Here is a 25,189-nt window from a genome sequence, read left to right as displayed (position 1 = left end):
GCTGCATAAGGCAAAAAAAGAAGAAAGATAATACTTTTTTCGTGCGTTTACCCTAGCATTTCAGCGAAACTTACAATAGAAATAGCAATATTTACATTTGGCGAGTTCAAATCAAGTTCTTTAAAACTATCTACAACTATTTTTTCTCCTTTCAAATGTCCTAAAAGCACATTCGTATCTAATACAAAAGTTTTCATTTGGTTTGATTAAAGTGCTTCTAAAAGTTCCTCAAAAGGCTCATCATCATCTGCCAAAACTCCACTAAGAGCCAATACATTTTCAGTTTTGTAGTTTTGTTTTTGAATAAGTTCTTGAATATTTAGTTTCTCTTTCAAAGGTTTGGCATAACGCAAAACGCTATTTTCTTGTAAGAAATTTTGTAGAAAGTTCTCTAAAAAAGTAAATATTTTTTCTTCGTTTACCTTTTCCAGCAACGCTAACACTCTATTTTTTTGTTCTAAAATCATATTCACAAACGTTTAATTCATACTTTTCCATATCTAAATTTACTAAATAATCCCATCAAGCACAAAAAAACTCCCTAGCTTCTGTTTTTTTGGAAGGTAGGGAGTTTCTATTGGTTTTGCTAGTTCAAGATTTTATCTTGAACTGGGTCTTTTGTCAGCATATGCTGACAGAACAGTAAGCATAAGATGGGAATCTTGCACTAGAGGAGAAAACGTATGACAAACTTGAAGATACTTTGACTGATGAAAATGTTCGTTCTACTCGCACAGAAGCACAGCTAGAGCAATTAAGACAACAACAAGAAGAAGAAACTACTGAAGAAGTAGGATAATTCTGAAACATCTTTGTTTTGATATAAATCAAAAAACCTTTCAAAATTTATTTTTTGGAAGGTTTTTTTATAGCAAATTACTATATTTCAGAAAATAAAAAAAATATAAAAATGAAATATTCCTTCAAAAATATAAGAGCAGAGTTTTCAGAACTAGTAAAAAACAACTCTAATTTTTCCAGAAGAGAGGCAAATGGAATGCTAGTCTTGTCATTATGTTTTTTGTTTCCTATTGTAGCAATAATTTATGAACGATTTCAGAGTGCAGAAGAAATAGATAGTAAAATCGTTGGTTTGCAAGCAGAAAGAGCTGATAGTTTGCTTGCTGTTTTGGAGATGCAGCAGCCTTTAGATAGAGAAACAAAACTGGCAATGTTAGAGATTCGTCCGTTTGACCCTAACAAATTATCAGTAGCACAATGGCAAGCAATTGGTGTAAAGCCTTGGGTAGCCAAAAGAGTTGTGAATGCCGTAAATAAAAAGTACGTTTTTCTACAAAAAAATGACTTAGAAAAATTTAATGGCTTTCCAAAAGAAGAATACGAACGTTTGAAAGAATACATTGATTTACCAGATACAGTAGATAAAAAGGAGTATTATCGCCAAAAGTATGATAACAAGAAATATGCTTCTTACGATAAGAATAAATATGAGAAGAAAGATTATAAAAAATATGATAATAAGGGCAAAGAAAATAATTATACATCAAATTATGAAAAGAAAGAATACAAGAAATACACACCCAAAGTCATAGAAAAATTTGACCTCAATACAGCTGATACAGCTACGCTCAAACAAATCAGAGGGATAGGAGAAAAAACATCTCTTTGGATAGTAAGCAATAGAAATAAATTGGGAGGTTTTCATTCTATTGAGCAAACAAAAGAAATTTCAATTCTTTCAGATAAGGCTTTCGAAGAACTTAAAAAATATGCTTTTATTAGTCCATCATTTAAGGTCAAGAAAATAAACATCAATACAGCCGACTATGAAACACTCAAAAAACATTCCTACATAAGTTGGAAAGCTGCCAGTACATTGCTCAAATACAAAAAACAGCATGGCAATTATAAAAGTCTTGATGACATCAGAAAATCAAGAGCTATCAAAGAAGAACAACTCCAAAAACTTATTCCCTACCTAGAATTTTAGTTTACCTTACCAGTCATTTAGGCATGTAATAGTATAAGTAATTTCCTTTTTTTAAAATTTAACTAAAAATTTAGTTTGCTTTTACTGAAAGAGTTTTACCTTTGTGATAAATTATTTTTATATAAATTTTCAAAGGTTTAATTCACTTATTTTTCTTAAATAAGTACATAAATTATCTATTATAATCCATTTTATAATGACACATTTATTAAATATACAGTCATTAAAGTCTTCTCTTAAACTAGGGACTTTGTCGGCTTTATTTTTGGCTACCCCTCTATTTATTAATAATGTAGAGGCACAAGACGTAAAGAAAAAAGAAAAAACAGAGGTAGTTTCTCCTAGTAGCTTAAAGACTCCTATTCCGATTGATGAGAATGTAAAAGTAGGAACGCTTTCAAATGGAATGAAATACTACATTCGTAAAAACTCTATGCCAGCCAATCGTGTAGAACTTCGTTTGGCTGTTAATGCAGGTTCTATTTTGGAAGACAACGACCAGCAAGGGTTGGCACACTTTACTGAACACATGGCATTCAATGGTACAACCAATTTCAAGAAAAATGATTTGATTGATAACCTTGAAAAAATGGGTGTTCGTTTTGGCGCAGATTTGAATGCTTACACTTCTTTTGATGAAACAGTTTATATGCTTCCTTTACCAACAGATAGTGTAGGTTATGTAGATAAAGGTTTACTCATTTTGAAAGACTGGGCAAGTGGTGTTTTGTTTGAAGGCGAAGAAATTGACAAAGAACGTGGCGTAGTTATCGAAGAGTGGCGCAGAGGAAAAGGTGCAAGTGAGCGTATGCGTACAAAATATTGGCAAACACTTTTGAAAGATTCTCGCTATGCAGAGCGTCTGCCGATTGGAAAGAAAGAAATTTTAGAATCTTTCGAACACGAAACGATTCGTAGGTTCTATGAAAAGTGGTATCGTCCAGACCTTATGGCAATCGTTGCTGTGGGAGACATCGACGTAGAAGAAATGGAGAAGAAAATAAAGGAAACATTTGAATCTATTCCTAAAAGAAAAAAAGTTGTAGAACGTCCCTCTTTTAAAGTACCGATGAATAAAGAAACACTTGCAAAAGTAGTTTCAGATAAAGAAGCCACAAGAACACAACTCATGCTTTTTTACAAGCAGCCCAAAAAACAGATTGAAAACTATACTGACCTAAATAGAAGTTATGTAAACGAGCTTATTACCACTATGCTCAATGCTCGTATGGAAGAAACACAAAAACAAGCCAATCCTCCATTTTTATACAGCTTTGCATTTTATGGCGATATGATTGGGCGTGATTTGGATGCTTTTCAACTTTATGCAGGGCTTAGAGAAGACAATATCGAAAACGGCATTGAGACCATTACAAACGAAGTAGAACGAGTAAAAAAGTTTGGTTTTACGGAATCTGAACTAGAGCGAGCTAAAAAACAGACTTTGAAACGCTATGAAAAAGCCTTTAAGGAACAAGACAAAACAGAATCTAATCGTATAGTGATGAATTATGTCTATAATTTCTTAGAAAATCAGCCTATTCCAAGTCCAAAATTTGAATATGAGTTTTTACAGAAAGTATTACCAGCTATCAATCTGAACCTTGTCAATACAACTGCTAAAAGTTGGATGACAGAGGAAAATAGAGTCGCTATCTTGACAGCCGTTGAGAAAGAAGAAGTAAAACTGCCAACAGAAGAAGAAGTGATTTCTATTTGGGATAATGCTTCTAAGAGAGACCTCAAGCCTTATGAAGAAAAGGAAATTGCAAGCGCACTTATTGCAGATACAAATATTCCAAAGAAAGGAAGTATTGAGAAAACAACTCAAAATGAAAAATTAGGTTATACAGAACTTACTCTTTCCAATGGAGCAAAAGTAATTTTGAAAAAAACTGATTTCAAAAACGATGAGATTTTGGTTTCTGCATACAGTATGGGAGGGCATTCGCTCTACGAAGATAAAGATTATGTAGCTATTTCAAATATTTCTTCTATCATTGCTCAATCTGGAATCGGAGAGTTTTCTCCTTCGGATATGGATAAGTTTATGAGCGACAAAGCAGTCAGAATCAGTCCTTATATTTCGGAGCATTCAGAAGGTTTTCAAGGAAGCACTTCTCCAGAAGATTTAGAAACGGCACTTCAACTGATGCATCTCTATTTTACTAATCCTCGCTGGGATGAAAATGCTGTAGCTTCTTTTGTTGCGACACGAAAAGGATTTTATCAAAACTTGGATTCTAACCCAAATTATTATTTCTACGACCAGTTTAGTCAGTTGATGTCAAATGGCAGTATCCGTAGTGGTTTTCCAAAGGTAGAAGAACTAGAAAGCACAGATTGGAAAGCAGCTTACAAAATGTATAACGAACGCTTTTCGAATGCTGCTGATTTTACATTTTTCTTTATTGGAAACTTTGATGAGGAAAAAATGAAAAATCTTTTAGAAACTTATATCGCAACACTTCCATCCTCTGAAAATACAGAAGAGTTTAAAGATTTGGGTATTCGTTCTCCGAAAGGAATGGTAGAAAAAATCTACAAAAAAGGTTCAGAGCCACAGAGTAATGTACGTCTTGCTTTTGCTGGAGAAATGAAAGAATATGAAGCAAAAGATGAGGTAGCCTTAAATGCTATTGCTGGCTTGCTCCGTTTCAAACTCATTGAAAAGTTGCGTGAGGAAAAAGGAGGTGTTTATTCTGCTGGAGCTTACACAAGTGTAGATAAATATCCAGTTCCAAATTATAACGTAATGATAACTTTCCCTTGTGCGCCAGAAAATGTAGATGATTTGATTGCAGCTTCTATCGAAGAAGTAGAAAAATTACGTAGTGGTGATATTGATGCAGGTGATTTGGAGAAATTCAAAGAAGCTGAAAAGCGTAAAAACGAAGTTGAACAAACTCAAAATAAATACTGGCTCTCTACACTTAAAGGCATTTACTATTACAAGGAAACACCTGAAAGTATTGAGAAAAACAAATCTCTTTTGAAAGATTTGACAGTAAAAGATGTAGAAAAAGCTGCTAAAAAATATTTAGATACAAAAGCCTACATCAAAGCTGTTTTAGTTCCTGAAACCGTAGTGGAAGAAGACAAGGGAGAGTAATACCAAAATAAAGACTAAATTACACCGAAATATATTGGTCTGCCCTATTGGGCTGACCTAATAGATGATAATAAGGTCAGTCTTGTAGAGCAGACCGACAAAACACAACTTTCATTTTTGAAAGTTGTGTTTTTTTGTAAGGAGAGGTTTATTACAATTATCTACCAAAAACCAGTTTCTGACATTCTTTGTCCAAAGTTCTATACAACGTAAAAAGACTGGTTTGTTCAGAATAGAAAAGAGCCACAGTAGTATTACTCTTGATAGGTTTTCCTCCTACCATTGTTCCATTGGTATAATAAAGATAGGTTTTTTGGGCGTGCATATCTGTAACAGCAATGACTTCTATACTTGCTCCGAAATTAAAATATTGGATAAGTTTTGTTCCATCATTGTCGTAGGTTTTGGAAAATAATAGCTCTTCTTCCGATGAGTAAAGTGTTAGTTTTTTACTGTCTTGTCTTGCAATGATAAAGTTTTGTTCACGCTGCTTGTCGGCTGCTAGGGTAAAAATTGCACCTTGTTCACCTCTTTCAAAAAACTTTCTATCCATTATTTTCCCTTCTAAATTGAAGCGAATCAGTTCCCCAGCTTCGGTTAGCATACTGATTTCGGTAGTGGAAAGTGTATTTCCATAATCTACATGAAAATCATTGGTAATATCAGAGTTGAAATTGAGTGGAAACTCTGGATAAACTTTCGAATTTCGTTTCAAAAGATTGACAATTCCGTTTTGTTCAATGGCTATCATTGCATCACGATTCCCTGCTCTTACATGTTCTAAAGGTGCAGAAAGTGCCATTCCTAGTTTGCGAGGCTGCCATCCGGGAAGACTTTTCCCTGTTTTGTCATAGAGATACACATTTCCTGTGCTTGTAGCTACTCCAATTCTATAATTTTTAGAATTATCGTAATCAATCACAGAAAGATGAGTAATAAATGTATTCTCTGGAAACCAAATGGGAAAACCAGAAACTGTTCTACCTAATCGGTCAATCAAATAGACTTTGGTAGGTGTTGCTATAAGATACTGTAATTTTCCATTTTTATATGCATCAATCTGATACACTTGTGGGCGCATTGTGCCATTGAGATAATAATTCCAAAGTATTTTTCCCTCTTTAGAAATCAGATACAGCATATCTTTTTCATCTTGCACCAAAACTTCCCAACTCCTATCAATATGATTTTTGACTAGATATGGACGGCTTTCTAATCTATTTTTAAAGATAGTTTTAGATTCTTCTTTTTTGTTTTGAGCGACTAACTCTGCCGTTTTTTGTTGTTGGAAAATAAGTGAACTTTCAAAACGTTTTTTCTCTCCTTTTGCTTGCCACGCCAAAAATTCTACTTTCAAAAGGTCATATTTATAGGCTTCAAATGTGGTGCGCCAATCTGAAGAAACATTAGCCATCAGCCAGTTCCAAGAACGAGGTAAATCTATAATCACACTTACTGTAGAGCGTGTTCCAACTTGCTCAAAAAACTGTCTCTGTCGTACCAGTTTTCCCCAAACACGTTCACTTTTATAATCATCAATGAGCTTCTGAATAGCTTGAAAACTACTTCCAATAACAATATATTTGCTTTCCAAAACCGTATAATACGACTGTGAAAATCCACTAAAACCTTCTCCAAACATTTTTTTAGGAAAATCAGCTACCTCAATCCTTGTAATAGGTAGTTCCTCATATACTTCTGTCAGAGGTTTTGTTTCGGAACTTGTTCCATCTTCATCTTTTACTTCAACACGAGAATTTTCAGCAAGTTGCTTCAAAAGAGCAAGAGCTTTTTGTTCGTATTTTTCAGTCTGTCCATCCTCTGATTTTATTTTTAAGAAGGCTAGTTTATCTGGTTGTTTTCTGTTTTCAGGCATTTCCAAGACAGCCACAGCAATTTCATTTCCTATATTGTCTAGAAAACGAGTAGGCGAAAAACTGTAATAGTCTATGAGGGATTCCTTAGCTTCAATTTGTTTGGGCAAATACTCTTTACGATAACTTTCCAAATCGTGAAAATACTGTTCTGGTTCTGAAAGTCCGATACGATACAGAAGTGCTGTTTCTTGTGGAATAAACTGCTGAATATCGATAAAATCTATTGCCTTTTGATTTTCTAAAATGGAAAGATAATCTCTTTCTGTTCCTTCTTCTTGTGTGAGCAGGTAGCCATTGAGTAAGAGTAAATGTTCTTTCAAAGACACATCTAGCATAGCTGATTTTGCCCATTTATCAAAACTAGAAAGTAAAGCCGTATTTTCTTCGTCTGTAAAGAGTGAAAAAAGTTTAGGAATCTGTGACGCTGAAACATACAAATTTGCATCGTCGTCTTCTATTTTGGTAAGTTTCAGAAGGTCTTTGTTTTCTTTGAAAAATGGTGTTCCTTCTCCATTAGCTATTTTTCTGACAGCATCTTCCACCAAAAAAGGCGTATAACTTCCAATAAAAAAATTTTTGTAAATGACATACGTAAAAATTACGCTCTCAGTCTCTGTTCTCTGATTTGACTTTTTTTCTTCTTCTATTTTTTCATACTCATATTTCAGTTCATGAACCGTAATATCATTGTAAAGCCGTTCAGAGTGAGTAAAAGGAACTTTTTCTTTGAGTTTCTTAGTCAGACTATTTACAATTCTTGATTTTAAAGACATCGGAACAAAAAACATAATATCTGCGCTTGTTCGTGAAGTTTGGTGTAGCGAAACGTATATTTTTCGTCCTTTCAGATAATCCATTACATCTAACGAATCTCTACCTACCGAATCTAAAACCGTTTTGCGTGAGTGATAGGATTGTAGATAAGGCAAATTTTTAAAGGGTTGCCAAAAAGGGAGTGAATCTATTTTCTCTCTCATACGCTCTGCTTCTGTTGTCTCCAAAACCAAAATCGCATCATTTGGCACAAGTTCCCACACAGAGGCATCTCTATTGTTTTCCCAAATCAAGAAAGAAATAGAAAAAACAATCAGAATAGTTAAAAGACCAATAATGCCAACACTATATTTTTCTTTCTGTGAATAGCTCTTCCATCTGTTTTCAAACCACACACGAAAACGCAACCAGCGCATTTTTAATCTTGTCATCCTATAAATATTATGCTATAGAGTAGCTAAAATTTTATTTTTTTTAAATTTTCAAGTAATTACAAATTTGAGTATTGTTATTCAGAAAGACAAGAGAAAGCAAATTTTGTTTCATTAAAATAAAAAAAACCGAAACTCAAAAGAATTGAATTTCGGTTTTCTATTAAACTGTTGTTTATTTATTGATGTTGTTTGTGCGTTTCACAAACGACTAATCTCCATCTTAAAAATCTTCATCTAACGAAAACTTAGGCGTATCGTCGTTTCCATTCATTACGCCAGCTTTTTGGTATTCTGCTACACGTTTCTCAAAGAAATTTGTTTTGCCTTGCAAACTAATCATTTCCATAAAAGGAAAAGGGTTTTTACTGTTGTATTGCTTCTCACAACCAAGTTCTCCTAAAAGTCTGTCAGCTACAAACTCAATGTATTGGTTCATTAGGTCAGCATTCATTCCTATCAAACTTACTGGAATAGCATCAGTTACAAATTCCTGCTCAATCTTTACAGCATCAGTAATAATTTGAATAATGCGTTCTTTTGGAAGTTTGTTTTGGATGTAATTGTTGTATAAAAGACAAGCAAAATCGCAGTGCAAACCTTCATCTCTTGAAATAAGCTCATTGGAAAAACTAAGCCCTGGCATTAAACCACGTTTTTTGAGCCAAAAAATAGAACAAAACGAACCACTAAAGAAAATTCCTTCTACAGCAGCAAAAGCAATCAGACGCTCTGCAAAGTTTTCACTTTCAATCCAACGCAATGCCCACTCTCCTTTTTTAGCAACACAATCTAAGTTTTCTAAAGCATTGAATAAATAATCTTTCTCCTTTGAACCTTTAATATAAGTATCAATAAGAAGTGAGTAAGTTTCAGCATGGATATTTTCCATCATCACTTGAAAACCATAAAAACAACGAGCTTCAGGAAGTTGTACTTCCTTCATGAAATTAACTACTAAATTTTCATTTACAATCCCATCAGAGGCAGCAAAAAATGCTAGTACGTGCTTTACAAAATGCTGTTCGTTTTCATTCATTGCTTCCCAATCCTTCATATCGTTGGAAAGGTCTATCTCTTCGGCTGTCCAAAAGCTAGCTTCAGCTTGTTTGTACATTTGCCAAATATCATCGTGTTTGATAGGAAAAAGTACAAAACGATTTGGGTTTTCGGCAAGTAAAGGTTCGTGTAAAAGTTCTTTAGAATTTGTATTTGACATAGATATATATATTTATAAAAGGGCACAAAAAACAACCCTATTTTTTTAGATAAAATAAATGTGATTATACTATTTTTTTTGGAAGAATAAGGTAACAGATAATATGACTAACAGACTGTGCAATTAAAAGGGTTACAAAAATAACACATTATTTTTTAGTCTGACGTATTGTTTTTTCAATTAGGATAAGCAACTATTATAACTAACGATAATTTTCTCCCTTCATTATTCAACCTTTCTTTACTTCATCAATTTGTTTTCGACAAAGGTCGATATTTAGAATTTTATTTGCAGCATTTTTATGAAATTAATTCGAATTCGATTTGATAAAATAAGCTAGTCAGCTAAAAACCAAAACCATTTTGATAACGAAAAGTTGATTTGAGAAACTCAAAAAACTCTTGTTATACTCCTCAAACTATGAAAATTGCTACCTTGTTGTTATATTTCTTTCTAATGCTAACTCTATTTTTTTTGTCTTGTAATCCAGATAAGGACAAGAGAGTTTCTTATACTGAACCCAAAAACTCTACTACTGATAATTCTGTATTATTTTTTAAAAATGTTCGAAGCCTAGATTATGATAAAAAAGATGAGCCTAAATTAAAACGAGAAATTTATGTTCATGAAGACGCAAGCAAAGACACACTAAAGCCTGTTTTGAATTTAACGATTGTGTATTTGTGGAACAAAGACAAAGCCTACATCATCACAGACCCTAACAAATACATCGAAGATTTTTTTAATGAGACAAAAAATGACACACTCAAAATTCGTTGGAAAAATCCCAAGACCAAAGCACAGGGAACACTTTTTTATATGGCTGGACACGTAGATACACAATATGAATTTGCTACAAAACTCTACAACAGCATCTTAGATGGTTATGAGTTTTATATGCTTCCTAATGAAATTCCAATGCTTGCTACTCACGAGGAGCGAGAAACGTTTAGAATTACAATGATGGACTATTATCGTTTGGTGGGGGTTTTTAAGTAAGCTATTCCTCCAATTCATAAATCAAAGAATCCTTAGTGGTATATTTTTCAGAGAGTAAAGGAATTTTTTCAAAGATAACAGGAAACTGCCTTTCTTCATCAATGATAAATTGTGGCTTTTCTTTTTCTATTTGGTCGTAAAATAATAGAAGAGCCTCATAATTATCTAGCTGTTCTATTCTGTTTTGGGTAATTTTCCAATCCAAATAAGGTGTAACAGGTGTGTTATTGATGTAATAACCGTGATTTTCTCCTAGTACCCATATTTTTTCATTTTTTAGAGCAAAGCTATTTGGTTTTTCTATAGTTGCCTCCGAATAATTGAGAGGATAGAAAACTTCTACTTGAGTAGCCCAAAGCTGCACTCCTACACCTCCCAAAACAGATAGAAATAAAAGTTCAGCAATCCATTTTCTTTCTATTGAAAATAAATAATATGTTCCAAAAAAAGCTAATGCAGGTAAAAAGAAAGCAAATTGAAGAGGTAATATAAACTTCAGAAAAAATAGACTCATAACAGAAGCAATAAGCCAAAAAATCATCATCTGACGACAGTATGACTGATAATTGGTAAGACTTCGCCCAGAAAACATATTTAGAGCAGCCAAGACCAAAAATAGCATTGGAAAAACCAAAATCAGTACTAAATCTTGAATAGACAAAAGGAAATTAGGCGAGAATGAAATAGAATTGAAAAACTGAATCAAAAAATCTTTCAAACTATCATTCCAGAAAAAGTAGAGAGCCAATAATAAAATAGGAAAGGCAAACCCAAACAAAACAAGTAAATGTTGTCTGAATGTAGTGGAGCGAAAAACACCTAATCCAATACTTACCCAAAAAAGAAAAATGCTAGAAGGTAGGTGAAAAAGAGTTGCTAATCCGACATAAAAACCAATCGTAAAGAGCGTTTGGTCGTGTGTGTTTTCAGTAAGCGTAAATATTTCACGCAAGACTAAAAGCAAAAAAGTAAGTGACAAAAGTAAGGGTGAAACATTGAAATAATCAAAGCTGATAGAACCAAATACAACATATAGCACAGCAGGAACATACCCTCTGTCTAGCAAAAAATCTCGCCTTACGAGCAAAGTATTAAAAATAATGGCTTGCAAAAACAAAATTCCTGTTCCTACCAATCCATATCCTAAAACAGAACGTCCGAAAAGTAAATCTAGCAGAGCATAAAACCACGCAGAGAGAGGAGCAATACCAGCAAAGACTTCTTTGTAGATAGTATTTCCTTCTGCTACACGTTCGCCTATGAGCATAAAATCTAACACAGGACTCAAAAGAGGAATCTCTGTGGAAAATAATTGTAATAACAAAGGAAGACGAAGTACTAACAGAAGTAGTAAGACGGTTAGGAGACGAAAAGGGTCGTAAGTACGGAAAAATTTAAGCACGTAAGTAAATGAACAATTAGCTGCGCTGAACTATCGGTTAGTTTTGCTGAGCTAAAGGTTTTAAAATTAATAATGGAAAGTTATTTAAAATGCTGATGATAAAAAAAACTATACTATGCGAAAACAGCACATTAACTGTAAGTTCAGTGATTCTAATGTTGAATGACTACACAATGAAAATTGAAATACTAGGTAAGTAAACAGAAAAGAAAGCTAAATGTAGCTACTACTAACTGTTTGACTTCACTGATTTTTAATCTAAAATCTACATTCAAAAATCTAAAATTGCACTATGCTTCTCCTACTGTTCCTCCAAAATTTAAAGGAAATTGATTAGCTTCTTCTTGAACAGAAATTTTACCCATAGAGGCTTCATATTTATCAACGCTATCTTTTAAAGTATGTAACAAACGCTTGGCGTGGTCTGGCGTAAGAATAATTCTTGATTGTACTTTTGCTTTTGGCGCACCAGGTACAAGTCTTACAAAATCTAAAAAAAACTCGCTCTGTGAATGCGCTATCATTACCAAATTAGCATAAGTACCTTCTGCCATTTCTTCGGTCAATTCTATATTGATTTGTTGCTCTGGATTGTTGTTTGTTGGGTTGCTCATTTTGAAATTTTGCTTGATATAGGGATAATAATTAAAATTTTATGATAAAAATACTACTAAATCTACCTAAATCAAAAGTCTTTAAAAAACTTAGTAAAAAATAGATAATTTCATTACTTTTTGTGAAAAAATGACAAAACCCTTCAACAAAGTACATACTCATAGAAAAATCCAATTTTTAGGCTCAAAATTTGATTATTTTTAGAAAAATTGTACTATATTGCAGTATCAACTTTTAAAAGTTGTGAATTTATTCCTATTGTAAATCGTTAAAATACTATTTTACTATAAGGTAAATTGGTTTTAACCAGTACTAAATTGTAGATGTTATCATCTAAATACATACAAAATTAATCCTAAATACAACTCATAATTTTTATATTGTTCAGTTTTTCTTTACAACACAAACTAACACTTACGAATCTCATTTATGGAAGACTATAATAAGATTATCGAATCTCTAAGCATCCGATACGTACGAGCAAAAAAAACGGTGGCTACTATTCCGATGCGTATCAAACATTTTTATGATATAGACAATTCACTTATCTTTTTACATAAGGGAATTTTGCGTTTTGGAGCAAATAATCAATTAGTAAAAGAAGGAGAAACGCTTTTCTTACCTGCAGGCAATTATACTACACTGACTTTTGGAGAAGCCGAAAAATACGATATTATTTCTCCTGATGATTTATTACAAAAAAATGCAATTCACCTACAAACCTACCATGACCAAGAAGGAGAAGCTTTGTTTTCTCAAGTGGTGTTAGATGCTCGTGTTTTTGGCTCTGTAAGTTTCTTTACTTCGCTTGATTTGCCTCCTTTTGTTTTCAAAAAAGCTACTAAAATCAATGATTTGATTCAAGAAATTGTAAATGAAGAGGAAGAAGAAAAGATTGGAAGTTCTAGAATGTTGGTCTTGAATACAGAAAAATTGGTAGTAGAGATGATTCGTTTTGTATTGGAAGAGCGTTTGTTTGTAGAAAAACTAGCTACTAACAGTACTTATTTTAAAGACCCTCGTCTTATTCATCTGTTCACTTATATTAGAGAAAACCTTGATACAGACCTTTCTAATAAAGTATTGGCAAGCATCGCCAATGTTTCAGAAGATTATGTAGGGCAATATTTTAAACTCCTCACAGGCATCAATCCTCAAGATTATATTGAATACCAGCGTATGGATAAGGCTGTTGAGCTTCTCCGTACATCCAAGAAAAGTGTGCGTAGCATTGGTGTTGAGGTAGGCTACAAAGATACTGCTTACTTCTGTCGTCGTTTCAAAATGATGTTTGGTATTCCAGCAGGCAAGATGCGTAAGCGTGATTCTCTACTTAATGTACAACAACAAGAAGAGCAAGAAGCCTTGTAATAGAGAGTTATAGCAATAAAAAATCAGTAGAATAAGTAAAGTCAAGTGAAGTAAAGAAAATTTCATTTGGCTTTATTTTTTGATTGAGTACTAGTAAATACATAGATAAAAAATTTTTTTAGTCCAATTTTATATTAATTTTGTTTGGTACTTTTATTCAAAAACAATTATCAACCCTAAAAATTCTTTGAATTATGTTAAAATCAAATCTTAATAGTGTAGTGCTTTTGATTACACTTTTATTCAGTATGGTTTTTATCTCTTCTTGTGATAAAGGTCCTAGTGAAAATGAGAAAAAACTAGCTATGGAAGTGGAAGATTTGCGCCGAGCTAGAGAAAAAGATAGCCTCTATCAGGCAGACTTACAACAAGAAATGAATGTTATCTATGTACGTTTAGATTCTATGCGCCAAGTAGAAGACAAAATTCGTCGCCTTACTTCTGATATGCGTGGTGGAGATATAGACCCTGCAACTGGTGGAATGAGTATTGATGAAGGAATGCAACAGATTGAGCGTCAGATGCAAGCCAACCGTGCTAAAGTTGCCGAACTAGAGCGCAAACTCAAAGAGTCTGGACAGCAAAATTCAGCACTTGCCAACACAATCGCTATGCTCAAGCGTTCTATTGAAGATAAAGATGCTGAAATTACACAAATGAGAGGGCAAATTGCGCAATTAGAAACTGAAGTAGAAGGATGGAAGTCTCGCTATTCAGGAAAAATTGATGAATTAGACTCTACTAATGTAGTTTTGGAAGACACTCGTACTATGGCAAATACTGCTTATTATGTAGTGGGAACAGAAAAAGAACTTAAAGACAAAAATATTATCATCAATGATAAGAAAGGCTTTGAGCCAGATGGTCGTACAAAGAGTAACTTTACAGCTATTGATATTCGTACAACAAGTTCTATCGTTATTGGTAGTACAAGTGATGTAAAAGCTAAAAAAGTGAAATTATTGCCATTGCGCCCTTCTAACTCTTATAGAATTGAAGAAAGAGGTGGTAATGTATATTTAGAAATTACAAACTCTGAAAAATTTTGGGAAAGTAAATATTTAGCTATCCTTTCTAAAACAAGTTTCTTCTAAGAAATTCTATAAAAAATAGATTAATGGTAAATTATAAGTGAAAAATAATTTACCATTAATCATTTGTCATTAATAACTGTGTTTTCCAACTGTCCATCCATCAGAAGTCAAATATTGTTTACCTGAATCTACTGCTGGACTTTCCATTTCTGTTCCCATAGAATCATTCCAACGATTGAGGTAGCCAAAAAGAGCAATTACCCCCAACATTTCTACAATTTCTCCTTCATCCCAATATTTTCTCAATCTTTCAGCTAATTCATCATCCACAGCATTTGGAATCTGTGAACTAGCCAAAGCAAAATCTAAGGCAGCCCTTTCTGCTTCTGAAAAAGCCTCGTGAGTTCTATAACTCCAAATATTTTCTAGTTGAGTTTGTTCTGCTCCATATCTTTCGGCAGCACGAATAGTATGAGCTTGACAATAACGACAACCTGCTGCGTGGCTACTGATATAACCAATAAGTCTTTTTAATGCGCTCGTTACTCTGCCTTTGTTTTCCATTACAGCTTTATTCATTTCGATAAAAGCATAAGCAATGCGTGGTCTGATGTGCATTGTTTTGACACTGTTTGGACAAAAGCCTAGCGTTTCTTCATAAAATTCGATGAGTTCTTGAAGCTGTGCGTCTCCTTCGGATGATTTTGGATGTACGAGAGGTTGTTTCATTTGGTAATGATATTGAAGTTTATAATGAATCTAATAAGTTCTGAAAATATTTATCTTTAGATAAAGTTTTAACAAATTCTTTAAAGTCAGTAAATGATTTTTCATATTCATCACTTTTGAAAACAAAAGGTCTATGGTACTCATGAAACCTCCATTTTATACTTGTGTCATCTCTACTAATCTCTAAAGGATAGTAACCACATTCTCTATCTCCACACTGGGAGCAACAATATAATTGCATGTCCTTGCTTTCTTCTTCGTAATGTTCCTGTCTCAGATTATCTAAAGACTCTTTGTCCATTTCAAGACTATCTGGTAGCCAGTAAACAATATCCTCGTAAGCTATTTTCTTACCCAAAATCTGTTTTAGTGTAATGTATAATGAAGGTAAATATAGCTCACTCATATAATCTTCTGCTGTGCTTCTCCTAGCACTAGCATTGAAATTAAAAGTAAGTGTATTGAAGGAATGATTTGGAGCTTCTAGTATTATTGTTGAACTAACAATTATCTTAACATACTGAACAAAATCAACCCCATTGATAATGTAATTTGAGGTAATATATTTTTTACCTCCTTGTAGAAGAGAAAAAAAATCTGTGAAGCTTTCTGTTGCTTCTTTGTGTCTTATAAAATGAAAGTATTTTTTTGTATTATCTTCCTTCCTCCGTCGGTATTCGTAAATGCTCCATTTCAGTTCAAAAGTGTCATATTTATTCTGATTGCTCATTCTTTATTTCTAGCTATTATTTCTTAATAGACTCTATGAGTTCTGCTTCTATATCCCAGTCTTTGGCAAGTTTTATCATTGCCATGGCTTCCATTTCAGAAATGTAGCCTTTTGTCATATTGGCATTCCAAACTTTTGATAAATATTCTAATCTTTTTGGTTTTTCTAAGACTAGCATTGTAGGTTGTAATACTTCTCTAGCACGTTCAAAGGCATTATAATAATCCTCACCAATGAAGCTATTTGCCCATTCAAGTTCTTGATGTGCATCTAGTGCATCTGCTGTTTCCTGCAAAATTTTCTTTTCATCTTCATCAAGTCCGTGATAATGAAAAATCACGCATTTGAGTAAGATATATGCCTTTTTTTCTTGACTTGTCATTAGAACCTAGGGAATAATGCCCTGAATAAAATAATAAAATGATATGGAAGGATGTAATATAAAGCTATACTACATTTTCTTTACATAAATATATGCTATCGTTTCAAAAATACGAAAAAACATGTAACTCTCACAAACTAATAGAACAAATAGGATAAAATTTCGATAAATGCTTGCTTTTAGCTCATTAGTTTCTATACAGATTTTTCTTCTTATTCAGAAGAATTATCTTGTTCTTTCATTTGTTTGTAAGCCTGCCAACACAAAAATGCATTAAATGCTCCTCCGATTAAAAGTCCTTGCCAGTAATCATTGGAGGGCTTGAAAAATAAGTATCCTAAACCAATAGCAATAAGCGCATTAGCTGCCAAAAAAGTAAGATAATAGGTCAGTTTCATAACTTCTAATCATTAAACATAAATTATTTTGTGGGTTGGGTAGGATATATTTTTCGCTGGGATAACTACTTTTCTATCTTTCTTCCTCTTTTGTTATTTTTTCCTTTAGCTCATCGTTGGTCGCATCTAGTGCATAAGCCTTTTTCCATTGTAGGATAGCGTCTTCTTTTTTTCCTAATTTGAAAAGCACATCGCCATAATGTTCAAAAATGGTAGCACTTTTAGTAGTTTGAGCAGCTAAAGCCAAATATTTTTCAGCCTCTTTATAATCTTTATTGACATATAATATCCAACCATAGGTATCTAAGTAAGTCGGATTGTTGGGGTAGAGTTTGACAAGTCTTTCCCCTAGCTGAGTAGCTACATCCATTTTTTCTTCTCTTAAAGATAAATAATAGGAATAATTATTTAACGCATGAGCATTGTTTGGATTTTGTTTTAAAGCTCTTTCATAGGCAGCATCTGCTTTTTGGTAGCTTTTATTTTTATAATGAATATCTCCTAATTGTGATTCGAACTGGCTCAAAAGTTCTGGGTTGTTAAAAACCATTCGTTTTCCTTGCTCTAATGAAGTAATTGCCTCTTCATTCTTTGAGCTAGACATATACGCTATTCCGTTCAAAAACCACAGGTTTGGCTGATTGGGAAAATATTCTAAAGCATCTTCACTTGTAGAAATAGCATATTCATAATTTTTAGATTCTAGTGCAAGTTGAGTAGTGCGTTCCCATAACGAATAATTGTTTGGCTCTATTTTTAGGGCTTCTTTATAGGCTTCAAATGCTTGCTTATATTCTTTTTGTTGTAATAGAAGGTCTCCCAGTATTCCAAAAGAAGAAGAGGTTTGAGAGTGAACTTTTGTCAGAGTTTTGGCAAGGTCTATACTCATTAATACTGTGTTTTTTCCTTTTTCTGTATTTGGGTTAGCACTCTGATACAGTCCCATAAGAAGGCTAAGTTTGGGTTCTATCTCCATTTCTGAAGATTCAAATGCCTTTTTCAGACTTTGAGCCTCTTGTTCTAACTTTTCTTGTTGATGATAAATTTGAGCTAACAATAGATGAGCTTTAGCTGGAAAATCATCTTCTCCTAATTTTATTTCTGTCAAAAGCCTTTCTGCATCAGCATATTTTTTTTGACTAAGTAGTAGTTCTGCTTGTGCTAATCTGAACTCTACTACATTGGGAAACTCTAAGATTAATTTTTCTCCTTCTTTTACTGCTGCTTCTTCATCTTCCATCTGTAGATACAAAATTTGTTTTTGTCTAATCACATTTTGGTTGAGTCCTAGTTCTTTCTCCATCCTATCATAGGTCTGAATAGCCTTTTTATATTCACTCATTTCTATATATAAGGCTGCCAAATTTAGATAAGTAATCTCATCGCCTCCTATCTTAGACAAAATCTGTTTGTAGGTTCTTTCAGCAGCATCTAGCATTCTCATATCCATTTGAATAGTTGCCAAATGGGAAAGGAAATAAAAATTTTTGTCTTCCATCTTTTCAGCTTCCATTGCATACATTAGAGCTTCTTGTAGGTTATTTGTTTTGTAATAACAAAGTGAAATCTGATAGTATGCTGTAGGATTATTGGGTTCATATTTCAGGGCTTCTTCAAAATATGGAATAGCTCGCTTGTACTCTTCTTTTATAAACTCTCTCATTCCCTCAAAAAATGCTTGTTCTGCCAATAATGAGTTACTTACATCTCCGTTAATAGGTTCTTTTTGAATAATTTCTGACGAATTTTCTTTGTCTTTTCCTTTGTCTTTTTTGCCTTTTCGCTGTGCATAAAGGTCTGAAAATGAAATAGAAAAAATAAGTATAAGTAGTAAGGTTACTATTTTCTTTATAGTGTAGGAAGGGGTAAATGGAATATCATTTTTCATATAGTTCTAATTCTGTTGATAAATTTGTTCTGATAACTGAACAAGCATGTACTAATCTACAAAAATAGTAGCAATTTTTAGTATGTAAGAAAGGCATAGCTACTCATGATGAGTGAAACTATGCCTTATCCAGTAAGGAAAAGGCATGCCTTTTCCCTAGCAATGAAAATACTAGCTGTTGTTGGTTCTCTTACCATCAATTATTTCTTTACTTCTGAATAATCTCCTAAACTAATATTTTCAGATTTTCCATTATATTTTACGAAATTACCTAGCATTGTATTTTCTAATAAAGCCTCTTCAACAAGTGTATCTGATTGAATAACAGAGTTTTGTACTCTACTATTGTGAATATGTGTGTTTTTTCCTACCGAAACGTGAGGACCAACCACACTATTTTTCAAATGTACACCTTCTGCTAAAAATACAGGCTCAATAATTACAGAGTTTTCAATATTTGCCTTTTCAGAAACCAAAGTTTCTGTTTTGCGTTCTTTCAAATATTCCAAATAACGTTGATTGGTAAACACTACTGCATCTTTATTGCCACAATCTAGCCATTCTTCTACCTGTCCAGTACGGAATTTTGTACCTTTTTGGCGCATATTTTCTAATGCTGTTGTGAGTTGATACTCGCCTTTATCTTTGATATTATTGTCAATAACATATTGCAATTCAGAACGCAAATATTCGCCATCTCTGAAATAATAAATACCAATAATGGCTAAATCTGAAACAAATTCTTTTGGTTTTTCTACAAAGTTATTGATGACCCCTTCACTATCTAACTGAACAACTCCATACGCTGATGGGTCGGCAACTTTTTGTACCCAAATAACACCATCGTGATTCGTATTAATCGAAAAATCTGCTTTAAAAAGTGTGTCTGCAAAGGCAACAATCACATTTCCTTCCAAAGATTCTTTTGCACACATAATGGCGTGAGCAGTTCCTAGAGGTTTGTCTTGATGATAGATTTTACCTTTCGAACCTACATTTTCAGCTACTTTTAAAAGAGCTTGTTCGGCTTCTTCGCCAAAATCTCCGATAATGAAGGCAATTTCTTCAATTTTTTCTTCCGAACTACGAGCTAAATCTTCCACTAAGCGTTCTACAATAGGTTTCCCAACTACTGGAACTAAAGGCTTGGGAACGGTTAGAGTATGAGGGCGCAGACGAGAACCACGTCCTGCCATTGGGATAATTATTTTCACTGTTTTTTATGGTTTTATGTTATAGTCGTAAAAGGCAAGCCTTTGCCCTATGTTTTTAAATTTTGAAATTAACTGATAACTGGTTACTGATTCCCAGTGCTTCCATAGCCACCACTTCCACGCTGCGTTTGTGAAAGCTCTTCAAGTGTTTCTACTTGCATCCATTCTACTCGTTCGTGTTTTGCCACTACCATTTGAGCAATGCGTTCTCCAGCTTGAATGATGACTTTTTCCTTGGAAAGATTGACGAGCAAAACTTTTATTTCTCCTCTGTAATCAGCATCTACCGTTCCTGGAGAATTGACAATCGAAATGCCTTGTTTGAAAGCTAGTCCACTACGAGGACGAATTTGAGCTTCATATCCTAAAGGAAGTTCGATGTGAATACCTGTCGGAATAAGGCTGCGTTCTAAAGAATCTAACTCAATAGAATTTTCTATATCTGCATACAAATCCATTCCTGCACTGCCTTCTGTCTGATAAAAAGGCAAAGGGTTAGAAGATTTGTTGATAATCTTGATTTGAATATTTTTTTCTGTGATAATGTCCAAACTAGGTTTATTTTTATAAAAAATATGTTTGGCTAAAATTAAGAATATTATACTAAAAGTAGAAAAATCACTTACCAAAACTTTCTGTTTCAATAAGTGATTTTGTAAAAATGCTATTTTATAAAGAAAAATAATAGCTTATAGGAATAGAAGTGATTGCAGAACCGTTTGTATCATTTTGAAAGCCCATTGCAATTCCTAAGCTACTTCTGTTAGATACTTTGAATTTCATACTAAGCTGTGAAATATAGCCAACATCAAACCTTTTAAAATCATTTGTATTTTCATTTCTTAGACTAAAGTTATACTCGTCATTAGGCATTATAGTATAACCATAAATACTTGGATGATTAGTAACTTCATAACGTCCAATTATTCCTGCATGAAAACGAAATGAAAAACCCTCTGTTTGAACTAGGTTAAACGCTGGTACTACTTCTAATTGCGCTCCAGACGTTACGATTCTGAAATTTGCATTCCAATCATCAATTAATGTAGCATTTATTCCTTCGAAGATATCTTCTCTACTATGTGTCGTAAAACGTGCATTAAACCCCAAAGAAAGACGATTTGAGATTTCAGGAAGTGTTTTTTCTACACCAAAACTAGCTCCATAACCAAACATATCTCCTGTTCCGTGTGTAGAATAACCAAGGCTAGTATTGATATTGGTTTGCCCAAATGAGACAAGAAAAATCAGAGAAAAAGCGAACGAAAGAAGTAATTTTTTCATTGTTTCAAAATACAAATATTTAAAAAATAAGATTAGCCTGCAAATGTATGTATTTTTTTAATCTTAAAATAATTGCTTACATTGTTTTACTCACTCTGAAGAGTGAGCTACATTATTCAAAAAGCGAACGAATTGCCTTTGCCTTCAACAAACACTCTTCCCACTCGCTCTGTGGGTCAGAATCATACGTAATTGCACCACCTACTTGAAAAGAAGCATATTTTGAAAGTGTGTCATAAAAAAGTGTTCGGATAACTACATTAAAATCAAAATCGCCACGAGGAGTAATATAACCTATCGAACCCGAATACAGTCCTCGCTTTGTTTTTTCATATTTCTCTATCAATTCTGTTGCTTTTATTTTGGGTGCGCCAGTCATGCTTCCCATAGGAAAAGCATTTTTGAGAGCATCTGCCCAAGTTTTGTCTTGTGCCAAAGTGGCCTCAACGGTCGAAATCATTTGATGTACTTGCTGAAAGCTATAAATTCCAAATATTTCACTAGCGTGTGTACTTCCAATTTCTGCACTTCTTGCCAAGTCATTTCGAACCAAATCTACAATCATCATATTTTCGGCTCGTTCTTTTTCACTTGTTCTTAGGTAGTTTTTAAGTGCTTCATCTTCTTCTTCTGTTTTCCCCCTTTTTACTGTTCCCTTGATGGGTTGTGAAATCAATGTATTTCCTGTTTTCTTTAAAAATCGTTCTGGAGAGGCACAAATCGCATATTTTTCAGAATCATCAATCGTAATTTTCAAAAAAGAAGAAAAAGGCATTTTCGAAATTTTACAGAGTTCTTTATAGGCTTCTAGTGGATTCAATTCTAATTTTTCAATAAAAAATTCTATGCAAAGATTGAGTTCATATACATCTCCTTCTACAATATGATTTTTAATTTTTTCTACGTTTTGTAAATACTCTTCTTCTGAAAAACGGCAGTTTATTTTTTTCTTTGTCGTTGGTGGGGAAACCAACAACTGCGAATCTGATTTTATTTCTGTACTTTCTATTTCCTCAATGAGCTTTGATAAAGTATTGTCATCCAAACCATTTTCGGCTGTTGTTTTATCAAAAATTAAATTCCCTTTATTGTCAAAAAAGAATAAATATGTTGGCTCAAAAAAATAAAATTCTGGAAAATTTAATCTATCTAGATTATTACTAAATACATCTTCCAATTCATTTTTTAAATCATAATTGAAATAACCGAACAACCAAGAGTTTTTATTTTTCCAAAAGTTATAAAGTTTGTCAAAACTGGTGTTTTTTCCAATGTTTACATTCTCAATACTAGAAATTTTTCGTTTTTCTCCTACTGCCAAAACATGCAAAAAAGGCTCATGAGGATAAGCTATCTCATTAGGGTTGAGATAAACAAACGTTTTGAAATCTTGCGCCCATTGTAGGGATTTTTGTAGGAAGATTGGCATTTTACGTGTTTTATCGCTAGTTTTTATGGACAGATAATACAAAAAAGCTCAAACAAATTATTGCTTGAGCTTTTCATTTTTGAACCGTCGTTGAGGGGCAAATACAACCATCAACGAGGATTTATAATTAACCAATTTTTTCAATCAAATCAGCTGAACGGTTTGAATAACCAGCTTCATTGTCGTACCAACCTACTACTTTTACCATAGTTCCGTTAGCATACGTTAAACCAGAATCAAAAATACAAGAGTGAGTATTTCCTACAATATCGATAGAAACGATAGGCTCGTCTGTATATTCCAAGATGCCTTTCAATTCATTTTCAGAAGCCTCTTTCATTGCAGCATTGATGTCTTCTTTTGTAACTTCTTTTTTCAAGGTTACAGTAAGGTCAGTCAAAGAACCGTCTGGAATTGGTACACGCATAGCACAACCGTCTAATTTGCCTGCCAACTCTGGCAATACTAAACCTACAGCTTTTGCAGCACCTGTCGTAGTAGGAACGATAGAATAGGCTGCTGCTCTTGCTCTACGAAGGTCTTTGTGTGGTGCATCGTGGATTTTTTGGTCAGAAGTATAAGCGTGAACTGTAGAAATAAATCCTTTTTCTACACCAAACTTATCATTCAGTACTTTAACCATTGGTGCAAGACAGTTAGTAGTACAAGAAGCGTTTGAGATAAGCGTATCGCTATCTTCCAAAATCTCATCATTTACACCTAAAACTACGGTTTTGATGCCGTCTTTTGCTGGCGCAGAAATAACTACTTTTTTAGCACCTGCTGTAATGTGTGCTTCTGCTTTTTTGTCTGTAAAGAATCCAGTAGATTCCAAAACAACATCAATATTATTTTCTTTCCAAGGAAGATTAGCTGGCTCTCTTTCTGCTGTTACTTTGATAGTTTTTCCATTGATTGTGAGTGAATCTGGAGTAGAAGAGATAGTTCCGTCAAACTTGCCGTGTACCGAATCATATTTGAGAAGGTGAGCAAGTGTTTTTGTATCTGTAAGGTCGTTGATTGCTACTACTTCGATAGATGGTTTGTTCATCATTGCACGAAACGTAACACGTCCGATACGTCCAAAACCATTAATCGCTACACGAATTTTTTTATCTGCCATGCTGATAGTGAGTGTTTATCAAGGTGAGTAAAACAAAAATTGCTTTCTAATAAAGCTATATCTTTAAATTGGTGCAAAAGTACGGAATTTTTATGAAAGTTTATTTTGTCAAAGAGTTATTTACTACTTGATTAGCTTAAAAATTGAGATTTATAGTTTTTTATCAAAATTGTTATCCATTGATTTTTCTATTTCTTCTAAAACTCGCTCTACTCTAATTTCATTTATATCTTCTCCCATAGAATTACAGTATTTCTCATAGACTACTTCTCTATTATTTTGATTTAGTTCTTCTTCAATCTTGGGAGGAAAAATATAAGAAATAGGTAAATTATATTCTCTAGGATAGGGACTAAAACGTCCGATATGTCTTCCATTGGCAATGCAAATTGTCTGTATTTTTGTAGCTGCTCCAAGATGAGAAGCTACTGTTTCATTGGTAATAAGAAGATAACTTTCTGCTATTTTTTCTGTAAGTTCGATTAGATTTGTTTTGCCAGTAAGGTCAGTTATATTATAATTTGTCGATGAAATTGCTGATGATGATAAGAAGTCAATAATATTTTTGGCTAATGCTTGTTCATTTTTTCCTCCTATCAAAATAAATTTTAGCTCTTGATTTTTAGTATGCAATGCTAAAATCAGTTTTGCAAAGTTTTCATAGTGCCATGTCTTATAAACTTCGCTTGCACCAATAAATAAAGCAATTTGATTTTCTGTTTTTTCTTTTATCTTGATTTTGTCTAGTAAAGAAGGATAAATTAAGTCTATTTTCTTTCCCAAAAATTCTTCAAAGAAAAGTTTATTTCTATCAAATTCGAAAATGGGTTTGTTAGGTGTTTGTAATAGTTCTGTATAAAAGCTATCGGCTATTTTTTTCTCTTTAAGAATTAAGTTATCTGTATTTCCTTCATTTCCAATACGTTTTGTATCTCCAGAGACATTTGCTACTGCATCTCCAAAAAGTAGAAGGCGTGAGTAGGTAGATTCAATCGCTATTTCAAAGCCTTGTTTTCTGATTTCTTTTTGTTTTTGATAACGATAATTGGGGATATGATAAAACTTCTTTCTATCAATCCAAATGACTTGGTGTACTGTATCTTTGTCCCATTCTTCAAAAAGTGATTTCCACATTTGGTTTCCTACCAAAACTCGTTTGTAGTTTTTATATACTTCATCTTTTGCTATCTCTTCTAAAAAATTCCGAAACAAAACATAATCTCCAAT

Annotated in this window: 22 protein-coding genes; 5 read left to right on the top strand and 17 right to left on the bottom strand. The window is 33.3% G+C overall.

Going from position 1 to position 25,189, the window contains the following annotated elements; genetic code table 11:
• Positions 1 to 47 precede the first annotated feature (47 nt).
• The gene (locus QZ659_RS05130) at positions 48 to 197 is read right to left on the bottom strand and encodes a hypothetical protein (protein WP_291722874.1); all 150 of its coding nucleotides are present in this window, start codon (positions 195 to 197) and stop codon (positions 48 to 50) included.
• A gap of 9 nt (positions 198 to 206) precedes the next feature.
• Complete coding sequence (locus QZ659_RS05125; RefSeq protein WP_291722871.1) at positions 207 to 467, bottom strand: hypothetical protein; 261 nt, start codon at positions 465 to 467, stop codon at positions 207 to 209.
• 443 nt (positions 468 to 910) lie between these two features.
• On the opposite strand from QZ659_RS05125, the gene QZ659_RS05120 reads away from it, so the two are divergent.
• Both QZ659_RS05120 and QZ659_RS05115 read left to right on the top strand, forming a co-directional pair.
• Entirely contained in the window at positions 911 to 1,951 is a 1,041-nt protein-coding gene (locus tag QZ659_RS05120) for a helix-hairpin-helix domain-containing protein (RefSeq protein ID WP_291722868.1), read from the top strand.
• A 196-nt stretch (positions 1,952 to 2,147) separates the two neighbouring features.
• The gene (locus QZ659_RS05115) at positions 2,148 to 5,063 is read left to right on the top strand and encodes a M16 family metallopeptidase (protein ID WP_291722864.1); all 2,916 of its coding nucleotides are present in this window, start codon (positions 2,148 to 2,150) and stop codon (positions 5,061 to 5,063) included.
• A gap of 157 nt (positions 5,064 to 5,220) precedes the next feature.
• Here the strand turns inward: QZ659_RS05115 and QZ659_RS05110 are convergent, their stop codons facing one another.
• Both QZ659_RS05110 and QZ659_RS05105 read right to left on the bottom strand, forming a co-directional pair.
• Positions 5,221 to 8,145, bottom strand: a complete 2,925-nt coding sequence (locus QZ659_RS05110) for a hypothetical protein (RefSeq protein WP_291722861.1) — start codon at positions 8,143 to 8,145, stop codon at positions 5,221 to 5,223.
• A 223-nt stretch (positions 8,146 to 8,368) separates the two neighbouring features.
• On the bottom strand, positions 8,369 to 9,364 hold the full coding sequence (locus QZ659_RS05105; protein ID WP_291722858.1) for a ribonucleoside-diphosphate reductase small subunit: 996 nt from the start codon (positions 9,362 to 9,364) through the stop codon (positions 8,369 to 8,371).
• Between the two features lie 420 nt (positions 9,365 to 9,784).
• Between QZ659_RS05105 and QZ659_RS05100 the strand changes: the two genes are divergently transcribed.
• Entirely contained in the window at positions 9,785 to 10,363 is a 579-nt protein-coding gene (locus QZ659_RS05100) for a hypothetical protein (protein WP_291722854.1), read from the top strand.
• 1 nt (position 10,364) lies between these two features.
• On the opposite strand, the gene QZ659_RS05095 is transcribed toward QZ659_RS05100, so the two are convergent.
• The gene (locus QZ659_RS05095) at positions 10,365 to 11,765 is read right to left on the bottom strand and encodes a hypothetical protein (protein WP_291722852.1); all 1,401 of its coding nucleotides are present in this window, start codon (positions 11,763 to 11,765) and stop codon (positions 10,365 to 10,367) included.
• Between the two features lie 290 nt (positions 11,766 to 12,055).
• Complete coding sequence (locus tag QZ659_RS05090; RefSeq protein ID WP_291722849.1) at positions 12,056 to 12,379, bottom strand: DUF3467 domain-containing protein; 324 nt, start codon at positions 12,377 to 12,379, stop codon at positions 12,056 to 12,058.
• A gap of 430 nt (positions 12,380 to 12,809) precedes the next feature.
• On the opposite strand from QZ659_RS05090, the gene QZ659_RS05085 reads away from it, so the two are divergent.
• Positions 12,810 to 13,751 (top strand): helix-turn-helix domain-containing protein, encoded by a 942-nt coding sequence (locus tag QZ659_RS05085; protein WP_291722846.1) that lies wholly within the window; start codon positions 12,810 to 12,812, stop codon positions 13,749 to 13,751.
• A 194-nt stretch (positions 13,752 to 13,945) separates the two neighbouring features.
• Positions 13,946 to 14,845: a hypothetical protein gene (locus QZ659_RS05080; protein ID WP_291722843.1), complete on the top strand. Its 900-nt coding sequence runs from the start codon at positions 13,946 to 13,948 to the stop codon at positions 14,843 to 14,845.
• 69 nt (positions 14,846 to 14,914) lie between these two features.
• Here QZ659_RS05080 and QZ659_RS05075 read toward each other — a convergent pair whose 3' ends face one another.
• The 11 genes from QZ659_RS05075 to QZ659_RS05025 all read right to left on the bottom strand — a co-directional run.
• A complete protein-coding gene (locus tag QZ659_RS05075; RefSeq protein WP_291722840.1) occupies positions 14,915 to 15,514 on the bottom strand; it encodes a carboxymuconolactone decarboxylase family protein in 600 nt (199 codons plus the stop codon).
• Positions 15,515 to 15,533: 19 nt separating this feature from the next.
• Positions 15,534 to 16,244 carry a hypothetical protein gene (locus QZ659_RS05070; protein WP_291722835.1) on the bottom strand — a complete coding sequence of 237 codons (711 nt, stop codon included), beginning with the start codon at positions 16,242 to 16,244 and terminating at the stop codon, positions 15,534 to 15,536.
• A gap of 16 nt (positions 16,245 to 16,260) precedes the next feature.
• On the bottom strand, positions 16,261 to 16,626 hold the full coding sequence (locus QZ659_RS05065) for a hypothetical protein (protein WP_291722832.1): 366 nt from the start codon (positions 16,624 to 16,626) through the stop codon (positions 16,261 to 16,263).
• Between the two features lie 212 nt (positions 16,627 to 16,838).
• Positions 16,839 to 17,024, bottom strand: a complete 186-nt coding sequence (locus tag QZ659_RS05060) for a hypothetical protein (RefSeq protein WP_291722829.1) — start codon at positions 17,022 to 17,024, stop codon at positions 16,839 to 16,841.
• 73 nt (positions 17,025 to 17,097) lie between these two features.
• Positions 17,098 to 18,912, bottom strand: a complete 1,815-nt coding sequence (locus QZ659_RS05055; protein ID WP_291722826.1) for a tetratricopeptide repeat protein — start codon at positions 18,910 to 18,912, stop codon at positions 17,098 to 17,100.
• Between the two features lie 200 nt (positions 18,913 to 19,112).
• Complete coding sequence (locus QZ659_RS05050) at positions 19,113 to 20,126, bottom strand: sugar nucleotidyltransferase (RefSeq protein ID WP_291722823.1); 1,014 nt, start codon at positions 20,124 to 20,126, stop codon at positions 19,113 to 19,115.
• A gap of 83 nt (positions 20,127 to 20,209) precedes the next feature.
• Entirely contained in the window at positions 20,210 to 20,668 is a 459-nt protein-coding gene (gene dut, locus QZ659_RS05045; protein ID WP_291722883.1) for a dUTP diphosphatase, read from the bottom strand.
• 127 nt (positions 20,669 to 20,795) lie between these two features.
• Positions 20,796 to 21,410 (bottom strand): hypothetical protein, encoded by a 615-nt coding sequence (locus QZ659_RS05040; protein ID WP_291722820.1) that lies wholly within the window; start codon positions 21,408 to 21,410, stop codon positions 20,796 to 20,798.
• Between the two features lie 112 nt (positions 21,411 to 21,522).
• Positions 21,523 to 22,839 carry an anthranilate synthase component I family protein gene (locus tag QZ659_RS05035; RefSeq protein ID WP_291722817.1) on the bottom strand — a complete coding sequence of 439 codons (1,317 nt, stop codon included), beginning with the start codon at positions 22,837 to 22,839 and terminating at the stop codon, positions 21,523 to 21,525.
• Between the two features lie 127 nt (positions 22,840 to 22,966).
• Positions 22,967 to 23,962, bottom strand: a complete 996-nt coding sequence (gene gap, locus QZ659_RS05030) for a type I glyceraldehyde-3-phosphate dehydrogenase (RefSeq protein ID WP_291722814.1) — start codon at positions 23,960 to 23,962, stop codon at positions 22,967 to 22,969.
• Between the two features lie 150 nt (positions 23,963 to 24,112).
• Positions 24,113 to 25,189 (bottom strand): glycosyltransferase family 9 protein (locus tag QZ659_RS05025; protein WP_291722811.1); only part of this gene is annotated, 1,077 nt, incomplete at its 5' end.

Source organism: Bernardetia sp. (assembly GCF_020630935.1).
Lineage (GTDB): Bacteria > Bacteroidota > Bacteroidia > Cytophagales > Bernardetiaceae > Bernardetia.
The sequence above is the reverse complement of the archived record's forward strand: the minus strand, read 5'-3'. Positions and strand labels throughout refer to the sequence as shown.

Coding starts and splice junctions, on each gene's coding strand:
- QZ659_RS05120 (WP_291722868.1), top strand. CDS start 911: ATGAAATATTCCTTCAAAAATATAAGAGCAGAGTTTTCAGAACTAGTA.
- QZ659_RS05070 (WP_291722835.1), bottom strand. CDS start 16,244: ATGAGCAATCAGAATAAATATGACACTTTTGAACTGAAATGGAGCATT.
- QZ659_RS05125 (WP_291722871.1), bottom strand. CDS start 467: ATGATTTTAGAACAAAAAAATAGAGTGTTAGCGTTGCTGGAAAAGGTA.
- QZ659_RS05100 (WP_291722854.1), top strand. CDS start 9,785: ATGAAAATTGCTACCTTGTTGTTATATTTCTTTCTAATGCTAACTCTA.
- QZ659_RS05105 (WP_291722858.1), bottom strand. CDS start 9,364: ATGTCAAATACAAATTCTAAAGAACTTTTACACGAACCTTTACTTGCC.
- QZ659_RS05115 (WP_291722864.1), top strand. CDS start 2,148: ATGACACATTTATTAAATATACAGTCATTAAAGTCTTCTCTTAAACTA.
- QZ659_RS05090 (WP_291722849.1), bottom strand. CDS start 12,379: ATGAGCAACCCAACAAACAACAATCCAGAGCAACAAATCAATATAGAA.
- QZ659_RS05035 (WP_291722817.1), bottom strand. CDS start 22,839: ATGCCAATCTTCCTACAAAAATCCCTACAATGGGCGCAAGATTTCAAA.
- QZ659_RS05085 (WP_291722846.1), top strand. CDS start 12,810: ATGGAAGACTATAATAAGATTATCGAATCTCTAAGCATCCGATACGTA.
- gap (WP_291722814.1), bottom strand. CDS start 23,962: ATGGCAGATAAAAAAATTCGTGTAGCGATTAATGGTTTTGGACGTATC.
- QZ659_RS05060 (WP_291722829.1), bottom strand. CDS start 17,024: ATGAAACTGACCTATTATCTTACTTTTTTGGCAGCTAATGCGCTTATT.
- QZ659_RS05040 (WP_291722820.1), bottom strand. CDS start 21,410: ATGAAAAAATTACTTCTTTCGTTCGCTTTTTCTCTGATTTTTCTTGTC.
- QZ659_RS05130 (WP_291722874.1), bottom strand. CDS start 197: ATGAAAACTTTTGTATTAGATACGAATGTGCTTTTAGGACATTTGAAA.
- QZ659_RS05055 (WP_291722826.1), bottom strand. CDS start 18,912: ATGAAAAATGATATTCCATTTACCCCTTCCTACACTATAAAGAAAATA.
- QZ659_RS05080 (WP_291722843.1), top strand. CDS start 13,946: ATGTTAAAATCAAATCTTAATAGTGTAGTGCTTTTGATTACACTTTTA.
- QZ659_RS05075 (WP_291722840.1), bottom strand. CDS start 15,514: ATGAAACAACCTCTCGTACATCCAAAATCATCCGAAGGAGACGCACAG.
- QZ659_RS05110 (WP_291722861.1), bottom strand. CDS start 8,145: ATGACAAGATTAAAAATGCGCTGGTTGCGTTTTCGTGTGTGGTTTGAA.
- QZ659_RS05065 (WP_291722832.1), bottom strand. CDS start 16,626: ATGACAAGTCAAGAAAAAAAGGCATATATCTTACTCAAATGCGTGATT.